A 22,613-nucleotide genomic window follows, 5' to 3' on the forward strand; every position below is an offset into this window, starting at 1 on the left:
CTAAAGCAGGCTGTCCCAGGAGCGCCAGCCAAAGGCCAGGTCCGGTAGGGTGACTCCTCCGAATTCTGTGAGCTTGTGGGCGACCTGCACGCCGCCCAGACGCTGGTAGAAGGCAATGAAGGGATTGTCGGCGAGGGCCCAGACGATCATGCTCTTGAATCCTTGATCGCGGAGGTTGGCCGCGATCCTCTGGCAGAGAGCTCGTCCCGCCCCTTTTCTTTGTTGCCGAGGTAAAAGGTAAATCACGTAGAGTTCCGCGTCGAAGTCATCGAGAGCTTCGCGGATCACTCCTCCGCTGGCGAAGCCGAAGACGCCTGACTCGTCCTCTGCTACGAGGATCAGCGGACCATTCTCGGCAAGTTGGGCGGACCACATCGCTGTTTGCGTTTCTATGTTGAGCGAAGCCAGGTATTCAGCGGGAACGATGCCGCCATAGGTGCTCCGCCAACTCTCGACCTGCACACGGGCGATCGCGGATGCCTCATACGGGACGGCTTGTCGGATCATCAATGACATCACCTATGGTGTTGGCATTGTGCAGCAGGCACCGGCGGGTGGAGCGTCGTTCGCGCTACCATCCATGGATACCTTCCACTTGCCGTTCTCGATCTTCTTCCAGACCGTGAGGTAGCGACCAGAGGTCTCAATAGGTTCACCATTCTTGTCCTTGGAGTGGCCGACATAGCGGCCCCAGGTGAATCCCATATCGTTCGAGGGACCCATCTGTGCGCCTTCCATCGTCCAGCTTAGTTGGTACTGCTTCGGGTCCCATTTTGCCTGGGCGGTGACGGCACTATAGCCGAGGACCGCGGCTTTTCCGTTGTTCAGGATGACACCATCGAGAGCCATCCAGTCGGCAAAGGCCTTGCCGCCGCGTGTCTCGACATCCTTCGAAAAGCGCTGATCGAGGTCGAGGAGCAGGAGGACGCCTGGGGAAAGCGTCGGCTGATTGAGCGGATTTGTGATGATCTGACGTTGCGGAGCAAGGGGGTCAAGCGGCGCGGTGCGGGGTCCGCCTGGGATGGTGCCAATCTGGCCAGCTACCGGAAGCGTGATGAGGGTACAGAATAATGCAGCAAGGCGAGTCATACCGAAATGGTAGCAGCGCGGGGCGGATGCCTCCACCCCTCTGGATTCGTGACGTATGACAGAACGGTAGCTACGTTGTCATTTCGTAGCGTAGCGCCGGAAGAAGCTGGCCTCGGCCCATGAAGGACGGGGCGGATCGTCTGCCACGCTTTCAGCGAGCTTGACCATGAACTCGTCAAAGTGAGCGGCTGAGTTGAGGTCGACGGGCTGGGAGAGATTATCGGCAGGCGAGTGATAGCGATTCGTCCGCCAGTCCTTCTCCATCTGCTGCTCGGGCGACCCGAGTGCGAACCCGACCTTAATGGCAAGTGCTGGTATGCCGGCCCGGACGAAGCTGTACTGATCGGTGCGGACGAAGGAGTTGCGATCAGGGTAGGGGTCAGTTGTGACTTCGTAGCCAAGGTTCTTTGCGACCGCGCGTGCATTGGTGCCGAGAGAGCTTTCGTTGACACCCTGGATCATGACATAGTGCATGGGGTAGAGCGGGAGGAACATGTCCATGTTGAGATCGGCGGCGATTGATGCCTTCGCGACGCTTGGGTGCTCGGCGTAGAAGTGGGAGCCGAGAAGACCTTTCTCCTCTGCGGTGAAGATGACGAAGAGAATGCTCCGCTTGGGTTTGAAGCCCGAACTCGTGATGGCATGCGCTATCTCCATGACGGAGGCTACGCCCGAAGCATCGTCCATGGCTCCGTGGTAGATTTTGTCGCCGTTGATGGGAGCGCCTATGCCGATGTGATCTAGATGAGCCGAGACGAGGACGTACTGATCTTTGAGAGCTGGATCGGAGCCCTCAAGCTTGCCGATAATGTTGGGAGACACCGCCTTTTCGTTCTGCGTAACGACTTTTGCTCTGAGGGATAGGGCGAGCGGGAAGCGTGGAAGCGGCTTACCGTCATTGCCGAGTGCGAGAATTTCGGCAAAGGTGTGGCCCGAGCCGGCAAACAGTTTTTCGGCCTGAGCGGGATTGAAGGTCGCCGTGACGATTGGGCCGGGTGTCTGCATGTCCGCATCGGCCAGACGCATGCGATCCTGTGTGGAAAGTAGGATCTGGCGCTCCCAGGGGATGTCCATGCCGCGGGGGATGGGGATGGTGATGGCGGCGATAGCTCCTGCTGCTGCTGCCGCTTTGCTGAATTCAGCGGCGCGTGCGTGCGACTTGAGAGCGGCGGGTACGTCAGCAGGACCGCCGTTCAGCAGCACGATGACTTTGCCCTTGAGATCCATGCTCGCGAAGTCGTCATAGTGAACATCGGGCATGTGGAGGCCGTATCCGATGAAGACCATCGGAGCATCCACAATTGCTGGTTCCTTCAGACGGGAGCCGAGCAGAATGTCGGGGCCGATGGCGAGGTCCTGGGCTGCGCTCTTGCTGACCAGCGAAGCACTTGATTGTGCAGCAAGGACGCGGGTGACATCGAAGTTGACAGGCTGCAGAAAACCTTCGGTACCCGCGGGTTGCAGGCCGTACTGCTTGAAGTGATCGACGACGAAGGCTGCGCCTTTGTTGTAGCCATCGCTACCAGTCTGACGACCCTGGAGTTCATCACCGGCTAGATACTCAATGTGAGACCACCAGAGCTTGCCGGCAGCGGTATAGTCCGTTTGGCTGGCTGACTGGGCAAAGACGGGTGCGACAGTCATAACGACAAGTGCGGTGCGTATCAAACTGCGCATCGTTGAAGGTCCTTTGGAGAGATTCGGGATAGCGGCAGTGTATCGCGGAAACTCTCGCCGTGTAGGCGCGTTGAACAGCGGCTTGTGTAGTCGAAAGTCGATTCGGGATTGCTGATAGACGAAAGCTGTAAATGCACAAAGATTTAACTGTACCGGCCGCAAGTGATGTGCCATTCTGTACGAGTTACCAAAGTAACAATCCTTGCCCCGCCCTTAATGTACTGCCCACGCTCCTATGCTGTCGTTGCTGGAGTGCATCTACAGCATCGGCTAACCTGCCTACCTCCTGAGCACTTGGAGAACATCATGTCCGATACGATCCTTGCTCTTGTTCTCACCATAACGACGCTGATACTCATGCTGATATGGGTACCTATGCTTCAAACAGTCGAGGTATTGGCTCGACGATATCCCGTCGACGGAACGGCTGAGATGCCGAACCTGGTTGAAGAAGATTCCGGTCCGCAGTTTACCGGCGACGTCGCGTAGCGAACCCGTCCCTCCCCCGAACGGCCCACGAAGCGCATCCAGTCTGGATGCGCTTTATGGCGTAGGTGACGCAAACTTACTGCAGGATGGGAACTCCGCCCAGATCGCCATGGGCAATTCTGGCGGCCCACTCGGCGGGACCTGTCTGGTGAACGGAGGTGCCCTTTGTGTCCACGGCAACCGTGACCGGCATGTCGACGACATCAAACTCGTAGATTGCTTCCATGCCGAGATCTTCGAACGCGAGTACCTTTGCGCTCTTGATGGCTTTTGATACGAGATAGGCAGCGCCTCCGATCGCGATGAGGTAGACGGCTTCGAAGTCTCGTATAGCGTCGATGGCAATTGGGCCACGTTCGGCTTTACCGATCATGCCAAGCAAGCCGGTAGCCTGAAGCATCTGGCGAGTGAATTTGTCCATTCGCGTGGCCGTGGTGGGCCCGGCGGGCCCGACAGCCTCGTCTCGAACCGCCTCAACGGGGCCGACGTAGTAGATGAAGCGACCTCTGAAGTCGACGGGAAGTTCCTCGCCACGGGAGAGCATGTCGGTCATGCGCTTGTGGGCGGCATCGCGCCCGGTGAGGAGCTTCCCGGACAGCAGAACGACCTCGCCGGGCTTCCACGTCTTCACATCGTTGTGCGTAAGGGTGTCGAGGTTCACGCGACGTGCGGAGTGGGTGTCTATCTCAAGTTTCGGCCAGGCATCGAGTGAGGGAGGTGCGACCATGACTGCGCCTGATCCATCGAGCTTGAAGTGGAGGTGGCGGGTGGCAGCGCAGTTGGGGATCATGGCGACGGGCAGATTGGCCGCATGTGTAGGAAAATCCATGATCTTGACATCAAGCACCGTGGTAAGGCCGCCAAGGCCCTGTGCCCCGATGCCTAGCTGATTCACCTTGGTGTATAGCTCAATGCGAAGCTCTTCAATCTTCGAGGACGGACCACGGGCGATAAGCTCCTGCATGTCGATGGGGTCCATAAGCGACTCTTTCGCCATGACCATCGCTTTTTCTGCGGTGCCCCCGATGCCGATGCCGAGCATGCCGGGCGGACACCAGCCGGCGCCCATTCCGGGCACAGTCTTGAGCACCCACTCTACTACTGAATCGGATGGATTCAACATGGCGAAACGACTCTTTGCCTCGGAGCCGCCTCCCTTTGCCGCCACGGTGACGTCCACGTCTCCACCGGCTACAAGCGAGATGACCACCATTGCGGGGGTGTTGTCACCGGTGTTTTTTCGAGTGAAGGCTGGATCACGAAGAATGCTGGGGCGGAGGGTGTTGTCAGAGTCTTTCCAGGCGCGGCGGACACCCTCGTCGACCATCTCCTGCATGGTGAGCATTCCCTTACTGCTGGCCTCCCATCGGGTCTCCATGCCGACCTTGACGAAGGCTGTGACGATACCGGTGTCCTGGCAGATGGGCCGATGGCCCTCGGCACACATGCGAGAGTTGATGAGGATCTGGGCCATCGCATCTTTTGCGGCGTGGCTCTGCTCCATATCGTATGCACGCGCAAGATTAGTAATGTAGTCGACCGGATGGTAGAAGCTGATGTATTGCAGCGCGTCAGCTACGCTCTGGATGAAATCGTCCTGCTTGATAGTGGCCATGATCGTCGCGTCCCCAGCACCATTTTAGGCTGGGTGGCGGGTGCCGTCATCTCGGCGGAAGCCTAGGTTTGAGGGCACCCTGCCGTTGCAAATGAGCCTATTAGACTTCTAGTGTATGCGTCCGAAGCGGTAGACAACACCGATGTTGCCGCCGAGGCTGTTCTGGATCGTGCCGCCGAAGTTGGTGCCGACGTAGGCCGGGCTGACGCGAACGGCGAGGTTTGGGAAGAGGTTGTAATCGAAGTTTGCGCCGACGCTGAAGGCTGCGCGGGCGTTCGAGGAAGGCCAGAGACCGAGGTCCGTGTCGAGAATGCCCTTAGAACTGCCACCGAACTTACCCAATGCCGATCCGCCAAGGGCATACAGGCTGATGGCTGACTTCTGCTTCGCATAGACACGGTAGGTCGGTCCACCCATAAACGTGTACTCCGAGATTTGCGGATTAGGCAGGTCGAAGATCGTATTGCCGATCTTGGCATTGCCGTACGCACCACGGATATCGCCAGTGATTCCGAGCTTGGGATTCAGGAAGTAGGTACCGTTCATGAAGAAGGTGACTTCATTGTTCCTCTGCAGGAAGGGGCCTGAGCGCCAGCGCATATAGCCGCCACCGCCTGCTACCTCCCAGCGATGGCTGTAGGTGTCTTCGATTGTGCGCTGGATACGAGCCTTGCGATTCGCGCTCGATTCGCGTCGTGGTCTGCGTGTCTGTGCCTGCGCTGAACCCGCGCTCATAGCTGCTGCTGTGAATACAAACAATGCTGCTGCGACCAGCTTGCGCTTCGAAATCTTCTTCAACGTCACGTTCCAGACAGCCATCAACGATTTCCCCTGCACAGACCTTAATTTGTTACTGTGTGATCTCGACACTACATGGGTGGCTTGAAATTCTCGGCCACTCTGCGTCCATCCTCTTATTAGAACATTGCTGCCCTCTTCGTGGGTGGTACTTACCGAAGGAGTCCCTGGTCTCATGGCGAAAAGCACCCGCAGCAAAGCGTCAAACGGCGCCGGGTTTGGCAAAGTTTTGCTTGGTTTTGTGTTTGGCGTGCTGGCGGTAGCAGCGGCTGGTTTCGCTTACCTGCACTTCGGCTCCCTGCCGGTGGCGACGTCCGACAAACCTTTTCTCATGGAAAAAAACATTGTGCGGGTTCCTTTGGGCGCGCGAATTGATCATGAGAAGAAGACTCCTCCGTTCGGCACGAGTGAAGATGTGTTCGAGGCCGGCGCTCACATTTATCGCAGCGAATGCGCGAGCTGCCACGGAACACCTGGCCACGATGTTGCCTTCGCGAAGTACATGTATCCTTCCGCACCTCAGCTTTGGAAAAAGCATGGGAAGCAGGGAATTGTCGGGGTCAGTGATGATGAGCCGGGCGAGACCCACTGGAAGGTAGCCAACGGGATCCGGTTGACCGGAATGCCCGCCTACAGTCATGTCCTGTCGGAGACGCAGATGTGGCAGGTAAGTCTTTTACTGGCGAACGCCGACAAAGAATTGCCCGGACCTGTGGTACAGATCCTGACCGCTCCGTAGCTCTGAGGAGCGGTCAGATCAGATGATGCGACCTTCGGTCACCTAGCTATGCAGCAATTTAGAAGGTGTAGCCAACGCCCGTCGTGAACTGGAAGCTGTTCTTCTGATACCCAGTTGGCGGGTCATTGATAAAGCTATCCGACGCACCAACATTGACTGTCAAACGGTGGAAGGTTGGCAGCGCTAGGTTGATTGCTCCAGTTGCGGAATAGGCATTTGAATTATTCCAAGCTGGCAGTATGCTGCCCGTCTCCGTGAGAAGCAGCTTTTTGGGAAGCGTGCGTCGATACGTTTCCGCAAAGGTCGAGCCAATCAGGTTCTGACTGACCGTACCTGAAGCTGGTAGAAACTCCTGCATCTCGTAGTGAACGTCAAATTTCAGGTCGAGTTGCTGCTTCGGATTTTGAAGGGGCGTCCAGCCGAATCCGCCGCCATACACCTGTTGAAGATTCAAACCCTGGGCGAAGCTGTGATCGAAGCTGGTATCGCCCAAGGCGTAGAAACGCGGACTGAAGTAGCGGTCATACTCAAAGTCTGCGTGGAAGATACTCGTTTTCGCGACACTGTTCGGGGTGGCCGGAGATGTCTGCGGGATTACGGGCTGCGTAAGCTTTCCGTACGCCTCGCTGAGATTGAAGATCTGCCGGTCGTGCGGAGGCAGGTAAGAAACCATGGGCGCAACCCGCACCAGGTTGAGGCCGAGGTTGAAGGTCGTGCCAAAGTTGGTGGCCTGGACATCGGTGGCACCCGCGCTGGCAGCACCCTTCCATCCGCGCAGCAAACTTTGACTGCGAAGCTGCTTCTCGAAGGTGGCTTGATCGATGACCAGAGCCAGATCCTTCTCGGGAATGGAGGAACTGACGCCTGACGGTGGAGTCACCGACAGAGCGCTATCGACGTATTCGACCTTGCCCGGGATAACGAGTTGCTGCACGTCCTTTCGGGTAAGCGGAACGTCCTTCTTGAGAACTGCAAAGTTTCCATGGGTGTGCATCTCCTTGACGTTGTCGAGAGAGACAGTGATCTCACCGGCCATGTCGCTCTTGAAGACAACACTGTTGCCGCTGCCGCTCTCGAACTTGCCGGTCAACTGGTCGCCGTTCTTGAAGATCAGGACATCCGGATCGGGCTTTGCGGGCGCTGTTTGCGCGCTGATGGAGATTACAACCAATGACAACAGGCTCGCGGTCATCAGAAAGTGCAGCGATATCTTCAGAAGTTGGTTCCTCTGTAAAAAGTCCATAGCTATTAAAATAGCGTAGCTTCAGAGCAGGAGATACCGCAAAGATATGAATCCCGTCATTCGCGTCTTTGGTAAAGCCTTGCGCCTTGTCGGCATTTCCAGTCCGGAAGACAATCTGCCCAAGGCAAAGGATGCCACGGATCCACCTTGCTGGCGAGATAAAACAGCAACTGGGGCGTCGATATCGGCTGGTTCCGAGAAGTAGTGTCGACGAAAGGCCACTGATCTTTCTCGCAGCGGTGTAGTCACAGTACTCGGTAAAAAGTATGTGTTGCCAACCGTTGCAATTTAGGCATAGTATCCGTCTCGCACTCGGTAAAGTACGCTAATCGCGCACACGCCAGAGAGCACCCGGTTTGTTGTAGACGTTTCCAGACAAATTTAGTTACAAAATCAATCTCCTGCAGGGGCGATAAGACCCCGCAGCGTTTCGGAGCGAAAAACTATGGCATGGTATGCCTACTGCATCGCAGAACGTCAAGCGTTTCCTGAACTCAGCCGTCACCGCCGTCCTATGCCTTTGGCTGGTGTAACAGGAATCTTTGGTAACCAAACGTTTCTATTTCCGGCCAGTGACCTTGCAGTTATTGTTTCTGAACACAGTCCCGAAGAAGCTGCTCAGATGGACCAGCAGGCAGCGAGAGATCACGCACGTGTGATCGCCGACTGCTTTAAGCTTTCTACTGTTCTTCCGTTTCGCTACAACACTACCTTTGCTGATGATGACTCTCTCCGTAGATCTGTACGCTCAAACCAAAGACATTTTTTGGCGAATGTAGAACGTCTACGCGGTAAAGCCGAGATGCACCTTAAAGTTCTCGTCGATGACACTTGCCCAGGTAATTCGCTGCGTGATATGACGGTCGGACAGCAGTATCTCCACAGCTTGCGTGAAAGTGCGAGTAGACAGCGAGAGCGCCAGTCGAAGGCGCGGGCTCTTTCCGTACAGATGCACCGTATGTTCCTGCCACTTGCAGAAGAGATTACCTGCAAGCGGACGGACTCCGGCAAAATGCTGCTTGATATCGCTCATCTGATTGACAACAAAACCATCGAGCGCTACCAGAACAAGTACTCTTCGGCAACCTTGCAACTGAAGGAGTGCAGCATGCAGCTTTCGGGACCCTGGCCACCGTACCACTTTGTACATAAGACAACGCCTCAACACCAACACAGCGCGTAATCCCTCCGGGATCTTTTTCCAGGTAACGAATCATCCTCTGAGCTCTGTTTAAATGCAGAACACAGAGGATGTTTTGCGTCCAGCGGACACCCTTTTGCCGGTTCAGGGGCATCGCACTTATTGAGCAGCCAACATTTAGGCTCAGGCACACGTGTGTAAGAGGAGATTTTGATGAACCGTAAGAAGAACTCTATTTGCGGGCAGGTCGGCCCTGCCTTTTTGTTTGCTTCGCTAGCCTTTGGAACATCGATTTCGGTAGTGGCGCAAGAGCCAAACCCTACTGCTCAGCAGCCTGTGACCGGCGTGCAGAATCCCATCAGCCAGCAAGACGGCGTTTACCTATACCGAGTGCAGGTCGTTCAGCGTGACCTTGACGCCGTTAACTATCTGCACCGCAGCGGCTCAACCAAGATCGGCTTCCAAGGCACGACGTTGCTTCCCATGGCGAAGGGAGAAGCTAAGGTACAGAGCGAGCGCGGTGGCATCACCATTGACGCAGAGTTTAAGGGCTTAACCCCGGCAAACGGATTTGGCCCGGAATATCTAACATATGTCCTCTGGGCGATCTCATCCGATGGACGTCCACAGAATCTCGGCGAAGTCCTCCCAGATGGAACAAAGAACAACATTCATGTCACAACAGCACTTCAGTCTTTCGGCATGATTGTCACTGCTGAGCCGTACTTTTCTGTGACGCAGCCAAGCGATGTCGTTGTGTTGCAGAATGTCGTGCTGAACGACAAAACCAACGGTGTGCTTGAGAAGGTCAACGCCCACTTCACCCTTTTGCCGCGTGGCATCTATGCGCGTACAGAAGGTTCGAAGACAGTTCTCGACCCAATTACTCGAAATGAGCGCTCGCCGCTTGAACTCTACGAAGCAGAGAATGCGATTCGTATTGCTAAGCTTGCCGGTGCCGACAAGTATGCTGCGGACATCATGCAGGAAGCTGCGCAGGATCTGCGTAATGCAACCGATATTGACCGTAACAAGAAGGGCGATCGCAAGATGGAGATCACCTTCGCCCGCCAGGCAGTGCAACGCTCTGAGGATGCTCGCATCAGCACGTTGAGAAAGCAAGCTGATGAGCGCCAACGCAACGCGGAGAATGCCAAGCAGCAAGCTCAGAATGATGCTCAGCAGTCGCAACTGCAGGCCCAGCAGGCTCAGCTTGAGGCGGAGCGCGCTCGTGCAGCACAGGCTGAGGCTGATGCACAACGTGCACGCGCTGAGGCGCAGGCGGCAGCAGCACAGCAGCAGGCAAGCAAGAGCGTCGAGGATGCAAATGCGGTTCGCGAGAAGCTTCGTGCCCAATTGAACAGTGTGCTGGCCACGAGCGAGTCCGCCCGCGGTTTGATCGTAAACATGTCGGACGTCCTGTTTGATACCGGAAAATACACGCTCAAGCCGGATACGAAGGTCAGTCTTGCCAAGGTTTCTGGCATTCTGGCAGCTTATCCAACGCTGAAACTGCAGGTCGAGGGCTACACAGACAGTGTCGGCGGGGATGAATACAATCAGAAGCTGTCTGAGAACCGTGCTGGCGCGGTCCGCGACTTCCTCGTGTCGCAGGGCGTTCAGATGAATAACATCTCGGCGACTGGTTACGGAAAGGCTAAACCTGTTGCAGATAATGGAACGGCGCAGGGACGTGCACAGAACCGCCGGGTCAACCTGGTAGTTTCGGGTGATGCGATTGGCGTGCAACAGAGTGCGCCGGATGCTTCGGGCACGGCCGCACCGACCGGCACCTCCGCACCTCCGCAGTAAGAATCGACGGGAGTGGCAGGCCGCACCAGATTATGGTGCAGCCTGCCATTTTTTTGTTTATAAGGGACAGATGAAGAATCTTGCTGGAAAGATCGTTTTTATCACTGGAGCGAGCTCGGGTATCGGCAGGGCAACAGCACACGCCTTTGCAGAAGCAGGAGTGCGCTTGCTGCTTTGCGCGCGTCGGCTCGATAAGTTGACTGAAATTGAAGCTGGGTTGAAGGCCGCCGGTGCTTTGGCAGTCCACAGTTTTGAGTTGGACGTGTCTAACCGCAAAGCTGTTGAGTCGACGCTCGGCGCGCTGCCGGCAGAATGGGCGGCGGTAGATGTTCTCGTTAACAATGCCGGCCTGAGCCGAGGCTTGAATAAGCTCTATGAAGACGATCCTGATAACTGGGAAGAGATGATCGACACAAACGTCAAGGGACTGCTTTATGTAACCCGTGCGATCGTTCCGGGAATGGTCGCGCGGCAGAGGGGCCACGTCATTAGTCTGGGCTCCACGGCTGGCCATCTTACATACGCAGGCGGAGCGGTTTACTGTGCGACAAAAGCTGCTGAGAATGTGATTAGCGAAGGTTTGAAGATTGATCTTATGGGCACCCCGGTCCGCGTCACATCCATCGACCCCGGAATGGTCGAGACGAACTTCAGTGAGGTACGCTTTCGAGGCGATACGGAGAAGGCAGCCAAGGTCTACCAGAACATCACGCCGCTGCAACCGGAGGATGTGGCCGACGCGATTATCTGGGCAGCCTCGCGCCCCGCACATGTGAATGTGCATAACCTCCTGCTTACGTCGATCGATCAGGCGAATTCCATGGTGCTGAATCGCAGATCATAGCGTCTAGAGGTGTATGGACCAGCCAAGCTCGACGAGCTTCTCTTCGATGTCGGCCAGCGCATTGGTGAGGGCTGTTCGTCGATGCGGGCTCGACGTCCTTTCGGAGAGTACGCGCTCACGCTGCAGTTCTAACGCCTGCCGCTGACGCTTGCGATCAGCCTCTTCCGAGGCGGCGAAGTTCGAATTAACGGCCTTCGGGGCAGCGGCTTCACTCTGCTGCTCCTCGACGGATTTGCTCTCCCAGCCTTTAGACATAACTCAATTCTACGACGTACGTTGCTGCGGTGGTAACTTCCCAGCGTTTCATCATTTCAGATGGCTGCAACAAGAGCGAACCTCCCACATTGGAAATCTTGCTTTCGTTGCGTTCTTCATTGTTGATTGCATCGACTACGACCCTTTAATGGTGCCTATAATCAAGTAACTGGATCGGGGATACGTGCACGGTGATCGTTGAAATAGAAGGACTCAGCAAAGTCTACGAGGGCAAGCATCGGGTAGTTGCCGCCGATGGCATTGATCTGAATGTGCGGGAAGGTGAAGTTTACGGTTTGCTCGGTCCAAACGGGGCGGGTAAGACGACGACGATCAGCATCTGTACGACACGCGCGCTACCGACAGCCGGTCGAGTTCATATTGCGGGCGTGGATGCAGTCGCGAACCCGTCTCTTGCACGAATTCACATTGGCGTAGTGCCGCAGTACAACACGCTTGATCGCGCTTGCACGATCTTTGAGAACATCAACTTTCACTGCATCTACTTTGGCTTCTCCCGCAGCGATGCAAAGGCTCGAACGGAGCAATTGCTTGAACAGTTTCACCTCACCGAGCGGATTGGCGCCTATCCTTCGCAACTCTCAGGAGGTCTTGCGCAACGGGTACAGATTGCGCGCGCCATCGCGCATCGGCCTAAAGTGTTATTCCTCGATGAGCCGAGTGCCGGCCTCGATCCGCAAAGCCGCATCGCCATGTGGGACGCGGTGCGCGGTCTTCGCGACGAGGGGATAACGGTTGTGCTGACGACGCATTACATGGAAGAGGCAGATGAGCTATGCGACCGGGTTGCGATCATCGATCATGGCAAGATCCTTGTTGAAGATACGCCAGCTGCGTTGAAAGCTTCAATCGGCGCACAGAAGATTTATGAGCTGGAGTTGAACAGCAAAGAGAATATGCCGGTGCTGGTTACGGATCTCAAGCAGTTGAATGGCGTGAGCAACGTCGAGACCAAAGAGAGCGGCGTTCGCGTTTTTGCTCATGGCGCCGATGGCCTGCTTGCCGACATTGTCGTCGCTGCTGGGCCTTACGGCCTGCGCGACCTGACGATCACTGAAACCAGTCTCGAGACAGTCTTTATCAGTCTGACGGGCCGCGACCTGCGAGAGTAGAGGAATAGATGGCAACTGCTTTGACAACACATCCCGCAGCGGCATCGAAGGCAACGCAATATACACGGGCTTTTGTCGGCTTATTTCTGCGTGACCTTTATGTGCTGCGGCGCGAGCTCTTTCCGTTTGTGGTTCGCGTCTGCATGAACCCACTGCTTTTTCTCTTCGTCTTTACCTATGTCATTCCGCACCTGAGCGGGCCTGCCGCCTCAGCGAATCCGACGGCTTCAATGGGCAGCGGATCGGCGTTCAGCACGGTGCTTTTGCCAGGGCTGATGGCTGTGGCGATCATGTTCAGCGGTATTGCGGCGGTCGCGCTGCCGCTCGCCCAGGACTTCGGTATTACGCGCGAGATCGACGATCGCGTGATGTGCCCCCTGCCGGTCGCGGCTGTAGCGATTGAGAAGATCGTCTTCTCGGCGATGCAGGGAGTCATCGCTGCCGGGATTGTGTTTCCGCTTGCATACTATGTGCCGAGTACCCATGCGCAAACGCATGTGTCGAGTTGGCTATTTCTGATCGTTGTGACGATTCTGTCGACGCTTACGGCAGGCGCGCTCGGCCTGACGATTGGAACGGCCGTCAAGCCGCAGCAGATCGGCTTGATCTTCGGCGTGGTCGTGATTCCGATTACGTTCCTCGGGTGCGTTTATTACCCGTGGGCAGCGCTGACGCATATTCGCTGGCTTCAATTCGGCGTCCTCATCAACCCCATCGTTTACATGAGTGAGGGTTTGCGGGCGGCGCTTACGCCGAGTCTTCCGCACATGCCGCCGGTGTTGATTCTGACGATGCTGACGGTGTTTCTAGTCTTGCTGACCTGGCTAGGTGTCCGCGGATTTCTGCGGCGTGTGATCGGCTAACGACGCGCGGTCTGCCAGAGTGTGATCGAGTGCCCACGATCGGCGTAGATCAAATATCGTAGGACACCGCCTTCGCTGAGCATCCTGGCGCGTGCTATCATTCCGCTACTTCGGCCCCCCAATAACTCCGTGATTTGAACCGTGAAGTCTTGCTCGTGCTCATCTGCTGGGCGCCTGCCAGATTCGACTTCGGTCTGCATAGATCTGAAGACGATGACACGAACCGCTGGATTGTGGAGCTACATAGCTAGCTTTACACCTGGCCTTCACTCAGCCACTCACCCTGAGGAGGAACTCCAAGAATATGGCAAAGGCTACAGTCGAGCAGCTTAAAGACGGCATTACAATCCTCACCAATAAGGCGAACTTCGGTAAAGACTATAAAGCCATTCACAACGAAAATACATTCACGAAGGTTTATGGCGACTTGGGAGTATGGCTCGAGGATAAGAATCTGGAGGCAACGGCAATCTTGGTCGCCCAGGTTATAAATCAGTACTTTGCTTCGAAGTTTGACTTTGGTCAACTTAAGAAGATCGGGACATTCTCTTGCGCTACCTTGACTCCTCTGGTTGTAGCGGCGCCTTTGACTGCAACGTACACCGATCTAAAGGCTACGTATGTGGTCGGTACATCTGACTACATCAAGGTTCGGGCGGAAGTGGCCAGGGTACTTGCCATCGACGACAAGACACATTCTGCTCATGGTTCAAACTTCAAGGGCACACAATCGTTGGAACAGATCATCACCAATGTCTGCGCTCCTGTAAAGGGATTGGCGGAAATTGCCAGGATGAAAGGACTGGTTCGTTCGAACTACAAACTTAACTGGTAACCGTGTGACGACGGTAGCTGACTCTGCCCGCAACGGCGGTCGGCTACCGTTTTACGCAGGTTGCGGAAGCGCAGCCAGCTTTTCAGTGAGGCTGTCGGCAATAAGCTTTCCGTGGAAGCGGCCGTTCTCGATGAAGATTTCGTTGGTGCGCTCTCCAGCAACGATTACTCCCGCAAGGTAGATGCCAGCCACGTTGCTTTCGAGGGTTGCAGGATCGCAGATAGGGCAGCGGTCATTTGCTTCGTCAAGCTTGACGCCGAGCCGCTCGATAAACTCGAAGTCGGGATGGTAGCCAGTGAGGGCGAAGACGAAGTCATTGGGAATCGTCTTCTCGCCGTCAGGAGTGGCAAGGGTGACAGTGTCCTCGGTAATATTGGCAACGGTGCTTTTGAAGTACGCCTTGATCTCACCGTTGGCCACACGGTTGTTGATATCCGGCAGGATCCAATATTTGACATGACGATGCATCTCCGCTCCGCGATGGACGAGCGTCACGCGTGCGCCGTGGCGCCATAAGTCGAGTGCAGCGATAGCGGCTGAGTTCTTACCCCCGATGACGAGCACATTCAGGCCGAAGTAGGGGTGGGGCTCATGGTAGTAGTGCTTGACTTTGCTCAACTCTTCGCCGGGAATAGCGAGATAGTTCGGCAGGTCATAGTAGCCAGTTGAAACAACGATCTTACGGGCACCGTGCTCGATACGCCGCCCAAAGCGGTCTTCTGTGTGGACGACAAACTCGCCGTCCGATCCAGCAACCGAAAGGACAGTCTCGTACTGGCGCACGTCGAGTGCGTAGTGCTCCGCAACCTTACGGTAGTACTCCAGAGCCTCGTTGCGATTGGGCTTCTGATTGGGGCTGGAGAAGGGCATATTGCCAATTTCCAGCAGCTCTGGCGTCGTGAAGAACGTCATGTGTGCCGGGTAGTGAAAAAGGGAGTTGCAGAGACATCCCTTATCGATGAGGACGACGGAGAAGCCGGCTCGCTGAGCATCGATCGCGCAGGCAAGGCCCGTCGGACCAGCCCCAATGACCACAAGATCGTGAACGTTCGAAGCAGAAGCACCCATGCAACCAGTTTACTTGATGCGGCTAACGGTGATTCCGTGCCAACGGGTAGCTGCAGGCAGTAGAGTTAAGGGCCATGGGACAGGACGAAGACGGCAGACAGGCTACGAAGGCGGATTTTGAAGGCCTGCGGCTGAGAGTGGATCGGCTGGAGCTCGAGTTGGCTGAGCTGCGGCAGGAACGGGAGATGTATCCCGCTCCTCCTCCGCTACTCGACGTGGAGACCAGCCCAATTCCGGGACCGGTCGTGGTACCGGCACCGCCAAGCCTCCTAAGCGTTCCACCGCCGCCGAAGGCTTCGCTCGAAAATCGGCTCGGTTCGCAGGTCTTTAACAAGGTCGGGATCATTGCTCTGCTGATCGGGACGACGTGGTTTCTGAAGCTGGCCATCGACAATCACTGGATTGGGCCGGTGGGCCGCATCCTCATCGGGCTGATCGCCGGTGCAGGGATCATCGCCTGGTCCGAGCGGTTTCGACGGCAGAGGGTTACCGCGTTTTCATACTCGCTGAAGGCTGTGGGAAGCGGCGTGCTGTACCTGTCGCTGTGGGCGGCGTTCCAGCTTTACCATCTGCTGCCGGCGCCGGCCGCCTTGGGAGCCATGATCCTCGTGACGGCATGGAACGCCTTCATGGCCTGGTCGCAGGACGCGGAGTTGCTTGCGGCCTATGCACTCATCGGCGGTTTTGCTACGCCAGGGCTGCTCTCGACTGGAGGCAACCACGAGGTCTTCCTATTTACGTACTTGCTGGCGATCGATCTTGCCACCGTACTGCTGATCAGGCTGAAGGGATGGCCACGGCTGCTGATCGGATCTTTTCCCGTGACGGTGGTGTACTTCATCGGCTGGTACAGTGGGTTCTACAGAGCCGAAGATCTTGTTGTTACGGCGATATTTCTCGTGCTGTTCTGGCTAGCCTTCCTGAGCCCTTCGGTGGGCACGCTGAAGGATCCAGTAAAGCTGCAGGGACCGCTGGAGGCTTATCTCAAGGGGATCTTCGTGCCGCTGGCGAACGCCGCGTTTATCGCGCTTGGCCTGTACTCGGTGCTACAGGATGCGCATCATCATGCGTGGCTTCCGTGGCTGATGGTTATGCTGGCGGCTGCGTACCTGGGAGTCATGCGCTTCCCTCAGGGCCGACTTGCTTCAGCGATTCATCTGTCGCTGGCCATTGTGTTTCTCACGATCGCAGTGCCGCTCAAGGCCAGTGGCCATTGGATTACGGTAGCGTGGCTGGTCGAAGGCGTGGCTCTATTCTGGGTGGCGGCCCGGCTGGCGGCTTCAGCCGATGCTGCGGAGGAGTCATCACTCCGGGATGACACGGTCCTTCGATGGCTCGCGTCGGCTGCCCTCTTGCTCGGATTCATTGCTTTGTTTGTAGTGTCGTACTGGTTCAATCCGGCGATCCATCAGAGCTTTTTCAACCATGACTTTGCTACGGCGCTGATCGCTATAGCGGCCTTTGCCGTGGTCGCGTGGCTTGCCTGGCGTGAGCGTAGGGATGCTCTGCTGATCGTCGGTACGGCACTCCTCGCGATCGACCTTATCGCTGTACTGCTTTCTCTGCGGGAGATCGTCGTGTCGCGCTTCGATGGTGTCGCGCGGACCGCCTTCTTCAATGCAGATTTTGCCACAGCATTGGTTGGCGTGGCGGTTCTGGCTGGCGTAACGAACATCTCCCTGCGCCTCCTTCGATTGCAAGCTGCAGCCGTGTGGCGGCAGCTCGCAGGAGGCTCAATCATCGCGCTCAATCTGGTAACGATTCTCTCGTGCGTGCGGGAGATTGGCTCGTTCTGGATCTATAGTGCGAAGAATCCAAGTGACGGTCTGAAGCAGGCGTTGGCTGTCTCTGCATTCCTGATGGTCTATGGCGCGATGCTGCTCGCCGTCGGCTTCTGGAAGAGGACGGCCTTCATTCGTTGGCAGGGTTTGATCCTGCTGGTATTCACCATCGCGAAGACATTTCTGTATGACATGAGCAGCCTGAGCCAGGGCTACCGAGTCGTCAGTTTTCTGGGGCTTGGTGCGCTGCTGATGGCGGTCAGCTTCGCCTATCAGAAGGACTGGCTCAGCCTGCGCGAGTCCGCTTCAAGCTCTCCTGCGCCCATCGCGGAGGACAAATGAAAGCGCTTCTGTTTGCGATCCTTCTCTGGCAGGTTGTGGAGAGTGTGGAAGCTCCGGCACCCGATCAACGATATTTCAAGTATCGGCGGCCAATCACGATACCGGTCAGGCCCTCCGCGACAGGTAGTCCCGGTCAGGCCTGCGCGACGCTTGATGGCGAGGTGTATGCCCATGGTGCGCCGTCGCTCAAGGATCTTCGGCTGTACGTGGGTGCACGCGAAGCGCCCTATGCTGTGACGCTCAGCGAATCGATCGAGTCTGAGAACCAGTCAGCGACTGTGCTCAATCTCGGCCTGCGCGGGAAGAAGATCAGCTTTGATCTTGCCATGCCGGATCGCCCGTACACCGACGTGACGCTCAACCTTGATGCACACAACTTCATCGCTGCTGCCGAAGTCTCAGGAACGAACCATCCGGGCGAAACGCCGACCCGGCTCGGAACGTTTACGCTCTTTGATCTGACGGCGCAGCGCCTCTCCCGAAGCACGACGCTGCATCTTCAGGAGTCCCGTTTTTCGACGCTTCATATTGAACTGAGCGTCTCGAGTGTCGCGGGAGGAGAGGCGAATGTCCCCGGTCCATCGATGGTTACGGGAGCCGCTGTGCCGCCAAGTCGCGAGGCCCAGACTGTCTACACGGCGGTTGCGACCTCCGGGGTAATTTCACAGAAGGCGCACCAGACCATCGCCAGCTTTCGGCTGCCGGCGCATGTTCCGATGGAGCGGGTTTCATTCGCGCTTTCCCCGATTTTTACCGGGAACTTCAGCAGGGATGTGCGGATCACCGCGCACGCTGAGGGGACGGCCGAATCTGCGTCCGAAACGCTGGCCGGGAGTATTCTGCGCGTTCATCTAGAGCAGGCGGGACGCGAGATTCGGCAACAGGAGCTTAGTGTTCCGGCTACGCTTGGGGCGAATCTTCAGAAGAATGCGCTTGTCGAGGTTACGGTCGAAAATGGAGATGATGCGCCGCTTCCGATCAGCTCCGTCAGTCTCGAGATGCGGCAGCGGCGGCTGTGTTTCAACCAACCCGCGACAAATGATCTCGCCCTCTTTTATGGGGACGCGGTCCTCGAAGCGCCCGTCTACGACTTCGCTCGTTTACTCTCTCTGGCGAGTGCGATGGCACCTGCAGAGCTCGGTGCCGAGCACCAGAACCCAGCGTACATCCCACGGCCTGAAAGGGAGCGTTCGCTAACGGAGCGTCATCCTGAGCTGCTCTGGATCGTGCTGCTGGCGGTGGTCTGCATCCTCGCGGTGGTGGCGACTCACTCAGCAAAGAGGATGCCGAAGTAGCAAGCCTTCTTACCGGATGACCTCGTCCACTTCGGCGACCCAGTTGGGCGACTTGAGGATCTCGCGAGGCTTTGATCCATCGGCGGGACCTACCAGGCCGTCGTTGTACATCATGTCGATCAGGTGAGCGGCGCGGCCATAGCCGATGCGCAGGCGGCGCTGGAGAAGGGAGGTGCTTGCCTTCCCGAACTCGAAGACCAGCCGAACGGCATCGTCGTAGAGATCGTCATGATCGCCGGTATCGCCGCCATCGCCATCTTTGCCGGTGCCGGCGTCTTCTTTGGGCCCTTCAAGGAAGCCGTGGACGTACTCGGCCTCGCCCTGCGCCTTCCAGAAGGCGGTGACGGCGGAGATCTCTTTTTCCGTAACGAAAGGAGCATGGACGCGCTGAACACGGCTGGTGCCCGGTGGCAGGTAGAGCATGTCGCCGCGGCCGAGCAGGCTCTCTGCGCCGTTCGAGTCGATGATGGTGCGGGAGTCGACCTTGGTGGCGAGGCGGAAGCTCATGCGTGTTGGAACGTTCGCCTTGATAAGGCCGGTGATGACATCGACCGAAGGGCGTTGCGTGGCGAGGACGAGGTGGATGCCGACGGCGCGAGCCATCTGGGCCAGGCGGGTGATGGACTCTTCAACGTTTGAGCGGTCGAGCATCATCAGGTCGGCTAGCTCGTCGATGATGATGATGATGTAGGGCAGCGGCTCCTGCTGGACGTCTTCGAAGAGATATTCGCTGCCATGATCGAAGAGCTTGTTGAACTGGTCGATATTGCGGACATGGTTGGCGGCGAGCAGCTTGAGGCGGCGTTCCATCTCGCGTACCGCGTTGCGCAGAGCGTTTGCAGCCAATTTCGCTTCGGTGATGATAGGCGTAAAGAGGTGCGGGATTCCCTCGTACATGCCGAGTTCAACGCGCTTTGGATCGACGAGGATCATGCGGACCTGCTCAGGCGTACTCTTGAACAGCACGCTCATGATCATGGCGTTGATCGCGACCGATTTACCTGAGCCGGTGGAACCGGCGATCAGAACGTGCGGCATGGCAGCGAGGTCGGCGGTAACGATGCGGCCATTGATGTCCTTGCCAAGAGCGATAGCGAGCTTGGACTTCGACTGGGCAAAGCTCTCACACTCGACGACATCGCGCAGCCAAATGGTCTCGCGCTCGGCGTTCGGCACCTGGATACCGACGGTGCTCTTGCCTGCCATGCGCTCGATCAGGATGGATTCTGCAGCCATCGCGAGGCAGAGATCGTCGGCGAGGCCGGTGATGCGCGCGACCTTTACCCCTGCGTCCGGCTTGAACTCGAATGTCGTGACTACCGGGCCGGGATTGATCTGTGTGACCTGTCCGTCCACATCGAACTCGGCGCACTTTTCGACGAGGATGCGGGCCTCTTCGCGAAGCTCATCTTCGCGGACGATTGCCTGTTCTTCGCTGCGGTAGAGAAGTGACGAGGGCGGCAGTTTGTAGCCGCGCACACTCTTGGGGACGATCGTCACGGGGTGAGCGTCAGCGTCGGCTCGCTTGCCGAAAGAGATTCCCTGTGGCGTAGACTGGGCGGCTGGCGGCAGCGGCATTGGTTCGACTAGACGAGGCCTCATCTCCCGTACAGGAGTGCGGACCGGCAACGGTTCTGGCAGGCTCATCAGATCGTTTGCGTCGTGATCTTCGAATGCGGTAAATGGCGGCGTGGTGCCAATCTTTCCGTCCCATTCGCCGGCCGGAGCCGAGGCGCGCGCCAGTTCCTCAGCGAACGGTGCAGCCGCAGCCGTTGCCTTGCTGAACGGAGTGACCGGAGGAGCATCGACCAGGGTGCGAGGCATCGCTTGCCACATGGAAGAGGCAGGAATCTCAGCAGCGACCTGCTCGTTCCGGCTATCCACGAAAGCTTCCTTCCTGCGCTTGCCCCACCATCCAAAGAAGCCGCCAAGCAGGGTTTCGCTTGCAGGCGCAGCAATCGGCTCAGGGGCGTTGAGATCGCCAGCCAGGCGAGAAGAGAGTGCCTGCTTCTCACGCTCGCGCCGGGCCCTTGCTTCCATGCGCTCCCGCTTGCTCTCGAAGACGTCCATTTGCTCGACGGCTTGGTGGCGATTGCGCCGAGCGCGCCAACCAACCCAGCGATCATGCAGATTCTGGAGAAAGGAGAAGCGGACTGTCGCCCATTCCCGCGCCGTGCTGAAGGTAAAGGTCGTTGCCAGGTAAAGCGAGACGGCAACCAACGAGCCGAGCACGATACATGCGCCCGGAAGATTGAGGAAGTGCACCATGCCGTCGGCAAGCAGACGCCCGGTAGCTCCTTCGATTGGCAAGGCTTTGCGCCATAGTAGGTGTCCGGGGAGCAGACCGATCGCTGCCGGTCCAAAGACGATCCACATGCCCAGGCCGATGCTGCGTGTGACAGGCGAGCCTGCCGGGCGTGAACGTAGCCAGCAATAGCCTACGCGTCCGAGCACGATCGGGAGGAAGAGTGCTGCCACGCCGATCAACTGCAGCAGTGCATCAGCAATGTAGGCGCCAACGATCCCGGTCCAATTGTGCGCTGGGCGGCCGGTTGCGTATCCACCCACGGTGTTGAGCGACGGGTCAGTCGGAGTATAGGTGACGAGCGCGAGAAGGAGGAGGCCTGCACTCACCAGCACTGCCAGACCGATCATCTCGTTCAGTCGGCGATGACGTGTTGGCGTAGCGACGGGTCGGAGTGTCTTCATAGGGTACGCGGAACCTCGCATCATCTCTGGTACTGCCCTGTCATGCAGCTCAGAGAACAGCTCTCCTTGCGGCGCACCATCAGAGCATCTCCGATTATCTGCCAATGAGCGAGCCGGGAGGGAAGCAAGCGAGCGCTGGAATCAGGATGCAAACTCCCATGCAAACCCCTATGGAACTCCGGCATCTATCTTTTGAGACTTGGTTAGTGACTGGCGACAGCACACGACCACTAACATGTGGCAGGGCAGGGGAGCGGGATTTTCGCGATTTCTCTCGCTTGTCATCGGCGCAGGAGAATCGCCGACAGCCGATGGACCAGTTTCTGCCACATACATTTAAAGATCAGGAACACGAGGGCTTCTTATGGCAACGGACGAGAGCAAGAACTCTGAAATGGAAAAGGTAGTACGCAACCTCATCAACACGCTTCAGGACAGCCAGAAGGGCTTCGCAGATATCGGCGAGCACCTCAAGGACGAGACCCTCAAGCGCTACTTCTTGGCTGAATCCCTCAAGCGCGCCAACTTTCGCGGCGAGCTGGAAAATGAGCTTCACCGTCACGGTGTCGCTGACGTTCACGAGACAGGCACAGCTAGCGGTGCCGTTCACCGCGTCTGGGGCGACTTGAAGGCGAAGCTTGGTGGAGGCGACCACACGCTGCTCGAGACAGCCGAACAGGGTGAGGATGTAGCCAAGAAAGCTTATGCAGATGCACTCCAGCAGGAGTTGCCTCTCCCGCTTCACCAGTTACTCAGCGAGCAGCAGGCACATGTGCTCACCTCGCATGACTACGTTCGCGATCATCGCGACGCGCTCGCCAGTAAGTAGTCCTTCAATTCTAGAAGCGAATGGCCCGGCATCTGCCGGGCCATTCTCTTTTCAAA

21 protein-coding genes are annotated in these 22,613 nt (G+C 57.2%); 12 read left to right on the plus strand and 9 right to left on the minus strand.

Annotation, left to right across the window (positions count from 1 at the left end; genetic code table 11):
- The 3 genes from OHL20_RS14245 to OHL20_RS14255 all read right to left on the minus strand — a co-directional run bounded on the left by OHL20_RS14245 (nt 1) and on the right by OHL20_RS14255 (nt 2,766).
- Nucleotides 1-507: a GNAT family N-acetyltransferase gene (locus OHL20_RS14245; protein ID WP_263383841.1), complete on the minus strand. Its 507-nt coding sequence runs from the start codon at nt 505-507 to the stop codon at nt 1-3.
- 12 nt (nt 508-519) lie between these two features.
- The gene (locus tag OHL20_RS14250; protein WP_263383842.1) at nt 520-1,089 is read right to left on the minus strand and encodes a YybH family protein; all 570 of its coding nucleotides are present in this window, start codon (nt 1,087-1,089) and stop codon (nt 520-522) included.
- Between the two features lie 78 nt (nt 1,090-1,167).
- Nucleotides 1,168-2,766: a M20/M25/M40 family metallo-hydrolase gene (locus OHL20_RS14255; RefSeq protein ID WP_263383843.1), complete on the minus strand. Its 1,599-nt coding sequence runs from the start codon at nt 2,764-2,766 to the stop codon at nt 1,168-1,170.
- Nucleotides 2,767-3,072: 306 nt separating this feature from the next.
- Between OHL20_RS14255 and OHL20_RS14260 the strand changes: the two genes are divergently transcribed.
- On the plus strand, nt 3,073-3,255 hold the full coding sequence (locus OHL20_RS14260) for a hypothetical protein (protein WP_263383844.1): 183 nt from the start codon (nt 3,073-3,075) through the stop codon (nt 3,253-3,255).
- A 76-nt stretch (nt 3,256-3,331) separates the two neighbouring features.
- On the opposite strand, the gene OHL20_RS14265 is transcribed toward OHL20_RS14260, so the two are convergent.
- Together OHL20_RS14265 and OHL20_RS14270 are read right to left on the minus strand one after the other, a co-directional pair.
- Nucleotides 3,332-4,870, minus strand: coding sequence for a fumarate hydratase (locus OHL20_RS14265; protein ID WP_263383845.1), 1,539 nt, complete (start codon nt 4,868-4,870; stop codon nt 3,332-3,334).
- Nucleotides 4,871-4,978: 108 nt separating this feature from the next.
- Complete coding sequence (locus OHL20_RS14270; RefSeq protein ID WP_263383846.1) at nt 4,979-5,689, minus strand: outer membrane protein; 711 nt, start codon at nt 5,687-5,689, stop codon at nt 4,979-4,981.
- 154 nt (nt 5,690-5,843) lie between these two features.
- Here OHL20_RS14270 and OHL20_RS14275 point away from each other — a divergent pair, with 154 nt between their 5' ends.
- Nucleotides 5,844-6,407 (plus strand): c-type cytochrome, encoded by a 564-nt coding sequence (locus OHL20_RS14275; RefSeq protein WP_263383847.1) that lies wholly within the window; start codon nt 5,844-5,846, stop codon nt 6,405-6,407.
- A 58-nt stretch (nt 6,408-6,465) separates the two neighbouring features.
- Here OHL20_RS14275 and OHL20_RS14280 read toward each other — a convergent pair whose 3' ends face one another.
- Nucleotides 6,466-7,584: a DUF481 domain-containing protein gene (locus OHL20_RS14280; protein ID WP_263383848.1), complete on the minus strand. Its 1,119-nt coding sequence runs from the start codon at nt 7,582-7,584 to the stop codon at nt 6,466-6,468.
- A 112-nt stretch (nt 7,585-7,696) separates the two neighbouring features.
- Here OHL20_RS14280 and OHL20_RS14285 point away from each other — a divergent pair, with 112 nt between their 5' ends.
- The 4 genes from OHL20_RS14285 (at nt 7,697) to OHL20_RS14300 (ending at nt 11,447) form a co-directional block, all read left to right on the plus strand.
- Entirely contained in the window at nt 7,697-7,855 is a 159-nt protein-coding gene (locus tag OHL20_RS14285) for a hypothetical protein (protein WP_263383849.1), read from the plus strand.
- A 240-nt stretch (nt 7,856-8,095) separates the two neighbouring features.
- Nucleotides 8,096-8,833: a GvpL/GvpF family gas vesicle protein gene (locus tag OHL20_RS14290; RefSeq protein ID WP_263383850.1), complete on the plus strand. Its 738-nt coding sequence runs from the start codon at nt 8,096-8,098 to the stop codon at nt 8,831-8,833.
- A 171-nt stretch (nt 8,834-9,004) separates the two neighbouring features.
- Nucleotides 9,005-10,603: an OmpA family protein gene (locus tag OHL20_RS14295; RefSeq protein WP_263383851.1), complete on the plus strand. Its 1,599-nt coding sequence runs from the start codon at nt 9,005-9,007 to the stop codon at nt 10,601-10,603.
- Between the two features lie 70 nt (nt 10,604-10,673).
- A complete protein-coding gene (locus OHL20_RS14300; RefSeq protein WP_263383852.1) occupies nt 10,674-11,447 on the plus strand; it encodes an SDR family NAD(P)-dependent oxidoreductase in 774 nt (257 codons plus the stop codon).
- 3 nt (nt 11,448-11,450) lie between these two features.
- Here the strand turns inward: OHL20_RS14300 and OHL20_RS14305 are convergent, their stop codons facing one another.
- Entirely contained in the window at nt 11,451-11,702 is a 252-nt protein-coding gene (locus tag OHL20_RS14305; protein ID WP_263383853.1) for a hypothetical protein, read from the minus strand.
- Nucleotides 11,703-11,893: 191 nt separating this feature from the next.
- Here OHL20_RS14305 and OHL20_RS14310 point away from each other — a divergent pair, with 191 nt between their 5' ends.
- From OHL20_RS14310 to OHL20_RS14320, 3 genes are all read left to right on the plus strand, one after another.
- Entirely contained in the window at nt 11,894-12,835 is a 942-nt protein-coding gene (locus OHL20_RS14310; RefSeq protein ID WP_263383854.1) for an ABC transporter ATP-binding protein, read from the plus strand.
- An 8-nt stretch (nt 12,836-12,843) separates the two neighbouring features.
- On the plus strand, nt 12,844-13,698 hold the full coding sequence (locus tag OHL20_RS14315; protein ID WP_263383855.1) for an ABC transporter permease: 855 nt from the start codon (nt 12,844-12,846) through the stop codon (nt 13,696-13,698).
- Between the two features lie 304 nt (nt 13,699-14,002).
- Nucleotides 14,003-14,533, plus strand: a complete 531-nt coding sequence (locus tag OHL20_RS14320) for a hypothetical protein (RefSeq protein WP_263383856.1) — start codon at nt 14,003-14,005, stop codon at nt 14,531-14,533.
- Nucleotides 14,534-14,584: 51 nt separating this feature from the next.
- Here OHL20_RS14320 and OHL20_RS14325 read toward each other — a convergent pair whose 3' ends face one another.
- Nucleotides 14,585-15,601 carry a YpdA family putative bacillithiol disulfide reductase gene (locus OHL20_RS14325; RefSeq protein ID WP_263383857.1) on the minus strand — a complete coding sequence of 339 codons (1,017 nt, stop codon included), beginning with the start codon at nt 15,599-15,601 and terminating at the stop codon, nt 14,585-14,587.
- Between the two features lie 74 nt (nt 15,602-15,675).
- On the opposite strand from OHL20_RS14325, the gene OHL20_RS14330 reads away from it, so the two are divergent.
- A complete protein-coding gene (locus OHL20_RS14330) occupies nt 15,676-17,724 on the plus strand; it encodes a DUF2339 domain-containing protein (RefSeq protein ID WP_263383858.1) in 2,049 nt (682 codons plus the stop codon).
- Nucleotides 17,721-19,019 carry a DUF3999 domain-containing protein gene (locus OHL20_RS14335; RefSeq protein ID WP_263383859.1) on the plus strand — a complete coding sequence of 433 codons (1,299 nt, stop codon included), beginning with the start codon at nt 17,721-17,723 and terminating at the stop codon, nt 19,017-19,019. The genes OHL20_RS14330 and OHL20_RS14335 overlap by 4 nt, the downstream gene beginning before the upstream one ends.
- A gap of 9 nt (nt 19,020-19,028) precedes the next feature.
- Here the strand turns inward: OHL20_RS14335 and OHL20_RS14340 are convergent, their stop codons facing one another.
- On the minus strand, nt 19,029-21,728 hold the full coding sequence (locus OHL20_RS14340; RefSeq protein WP_263383860.1) for a DNA translocase FtsK: 2,700 nt from the start codon (nt 21,726-21,728) through the stop codon (nt 19,029-19,031).
- Nucleotides 21,729-22,092: 364 nt separating this feature from the next.
- Here OHL20_RS14340 and OHL20_RS14345 point away from each other — a divergent pair, with 364 nt between their 5' ends.
- Entirely contained in the window at nt 22,093-22,557 is a 465-nt protein-coding gene (locus tag OHL20_RS14345) for a PA2169 family four-helix-bundle protein (protein ID WP_263383861.1), read from the plus strand.
- Nucleotides 22,558-22,613: the final 56 nt, after the last annotated feature.

Source organism: Granulicella arctica (genome assembly GCF_025685605.1).
GTDB classification, from domain to species: Bacteria; Acidobacteriota; Terriglobia; order Terriglobales; family Acidobacteriaceae; genus Edaphobacter; species Edaphobacter arcticus.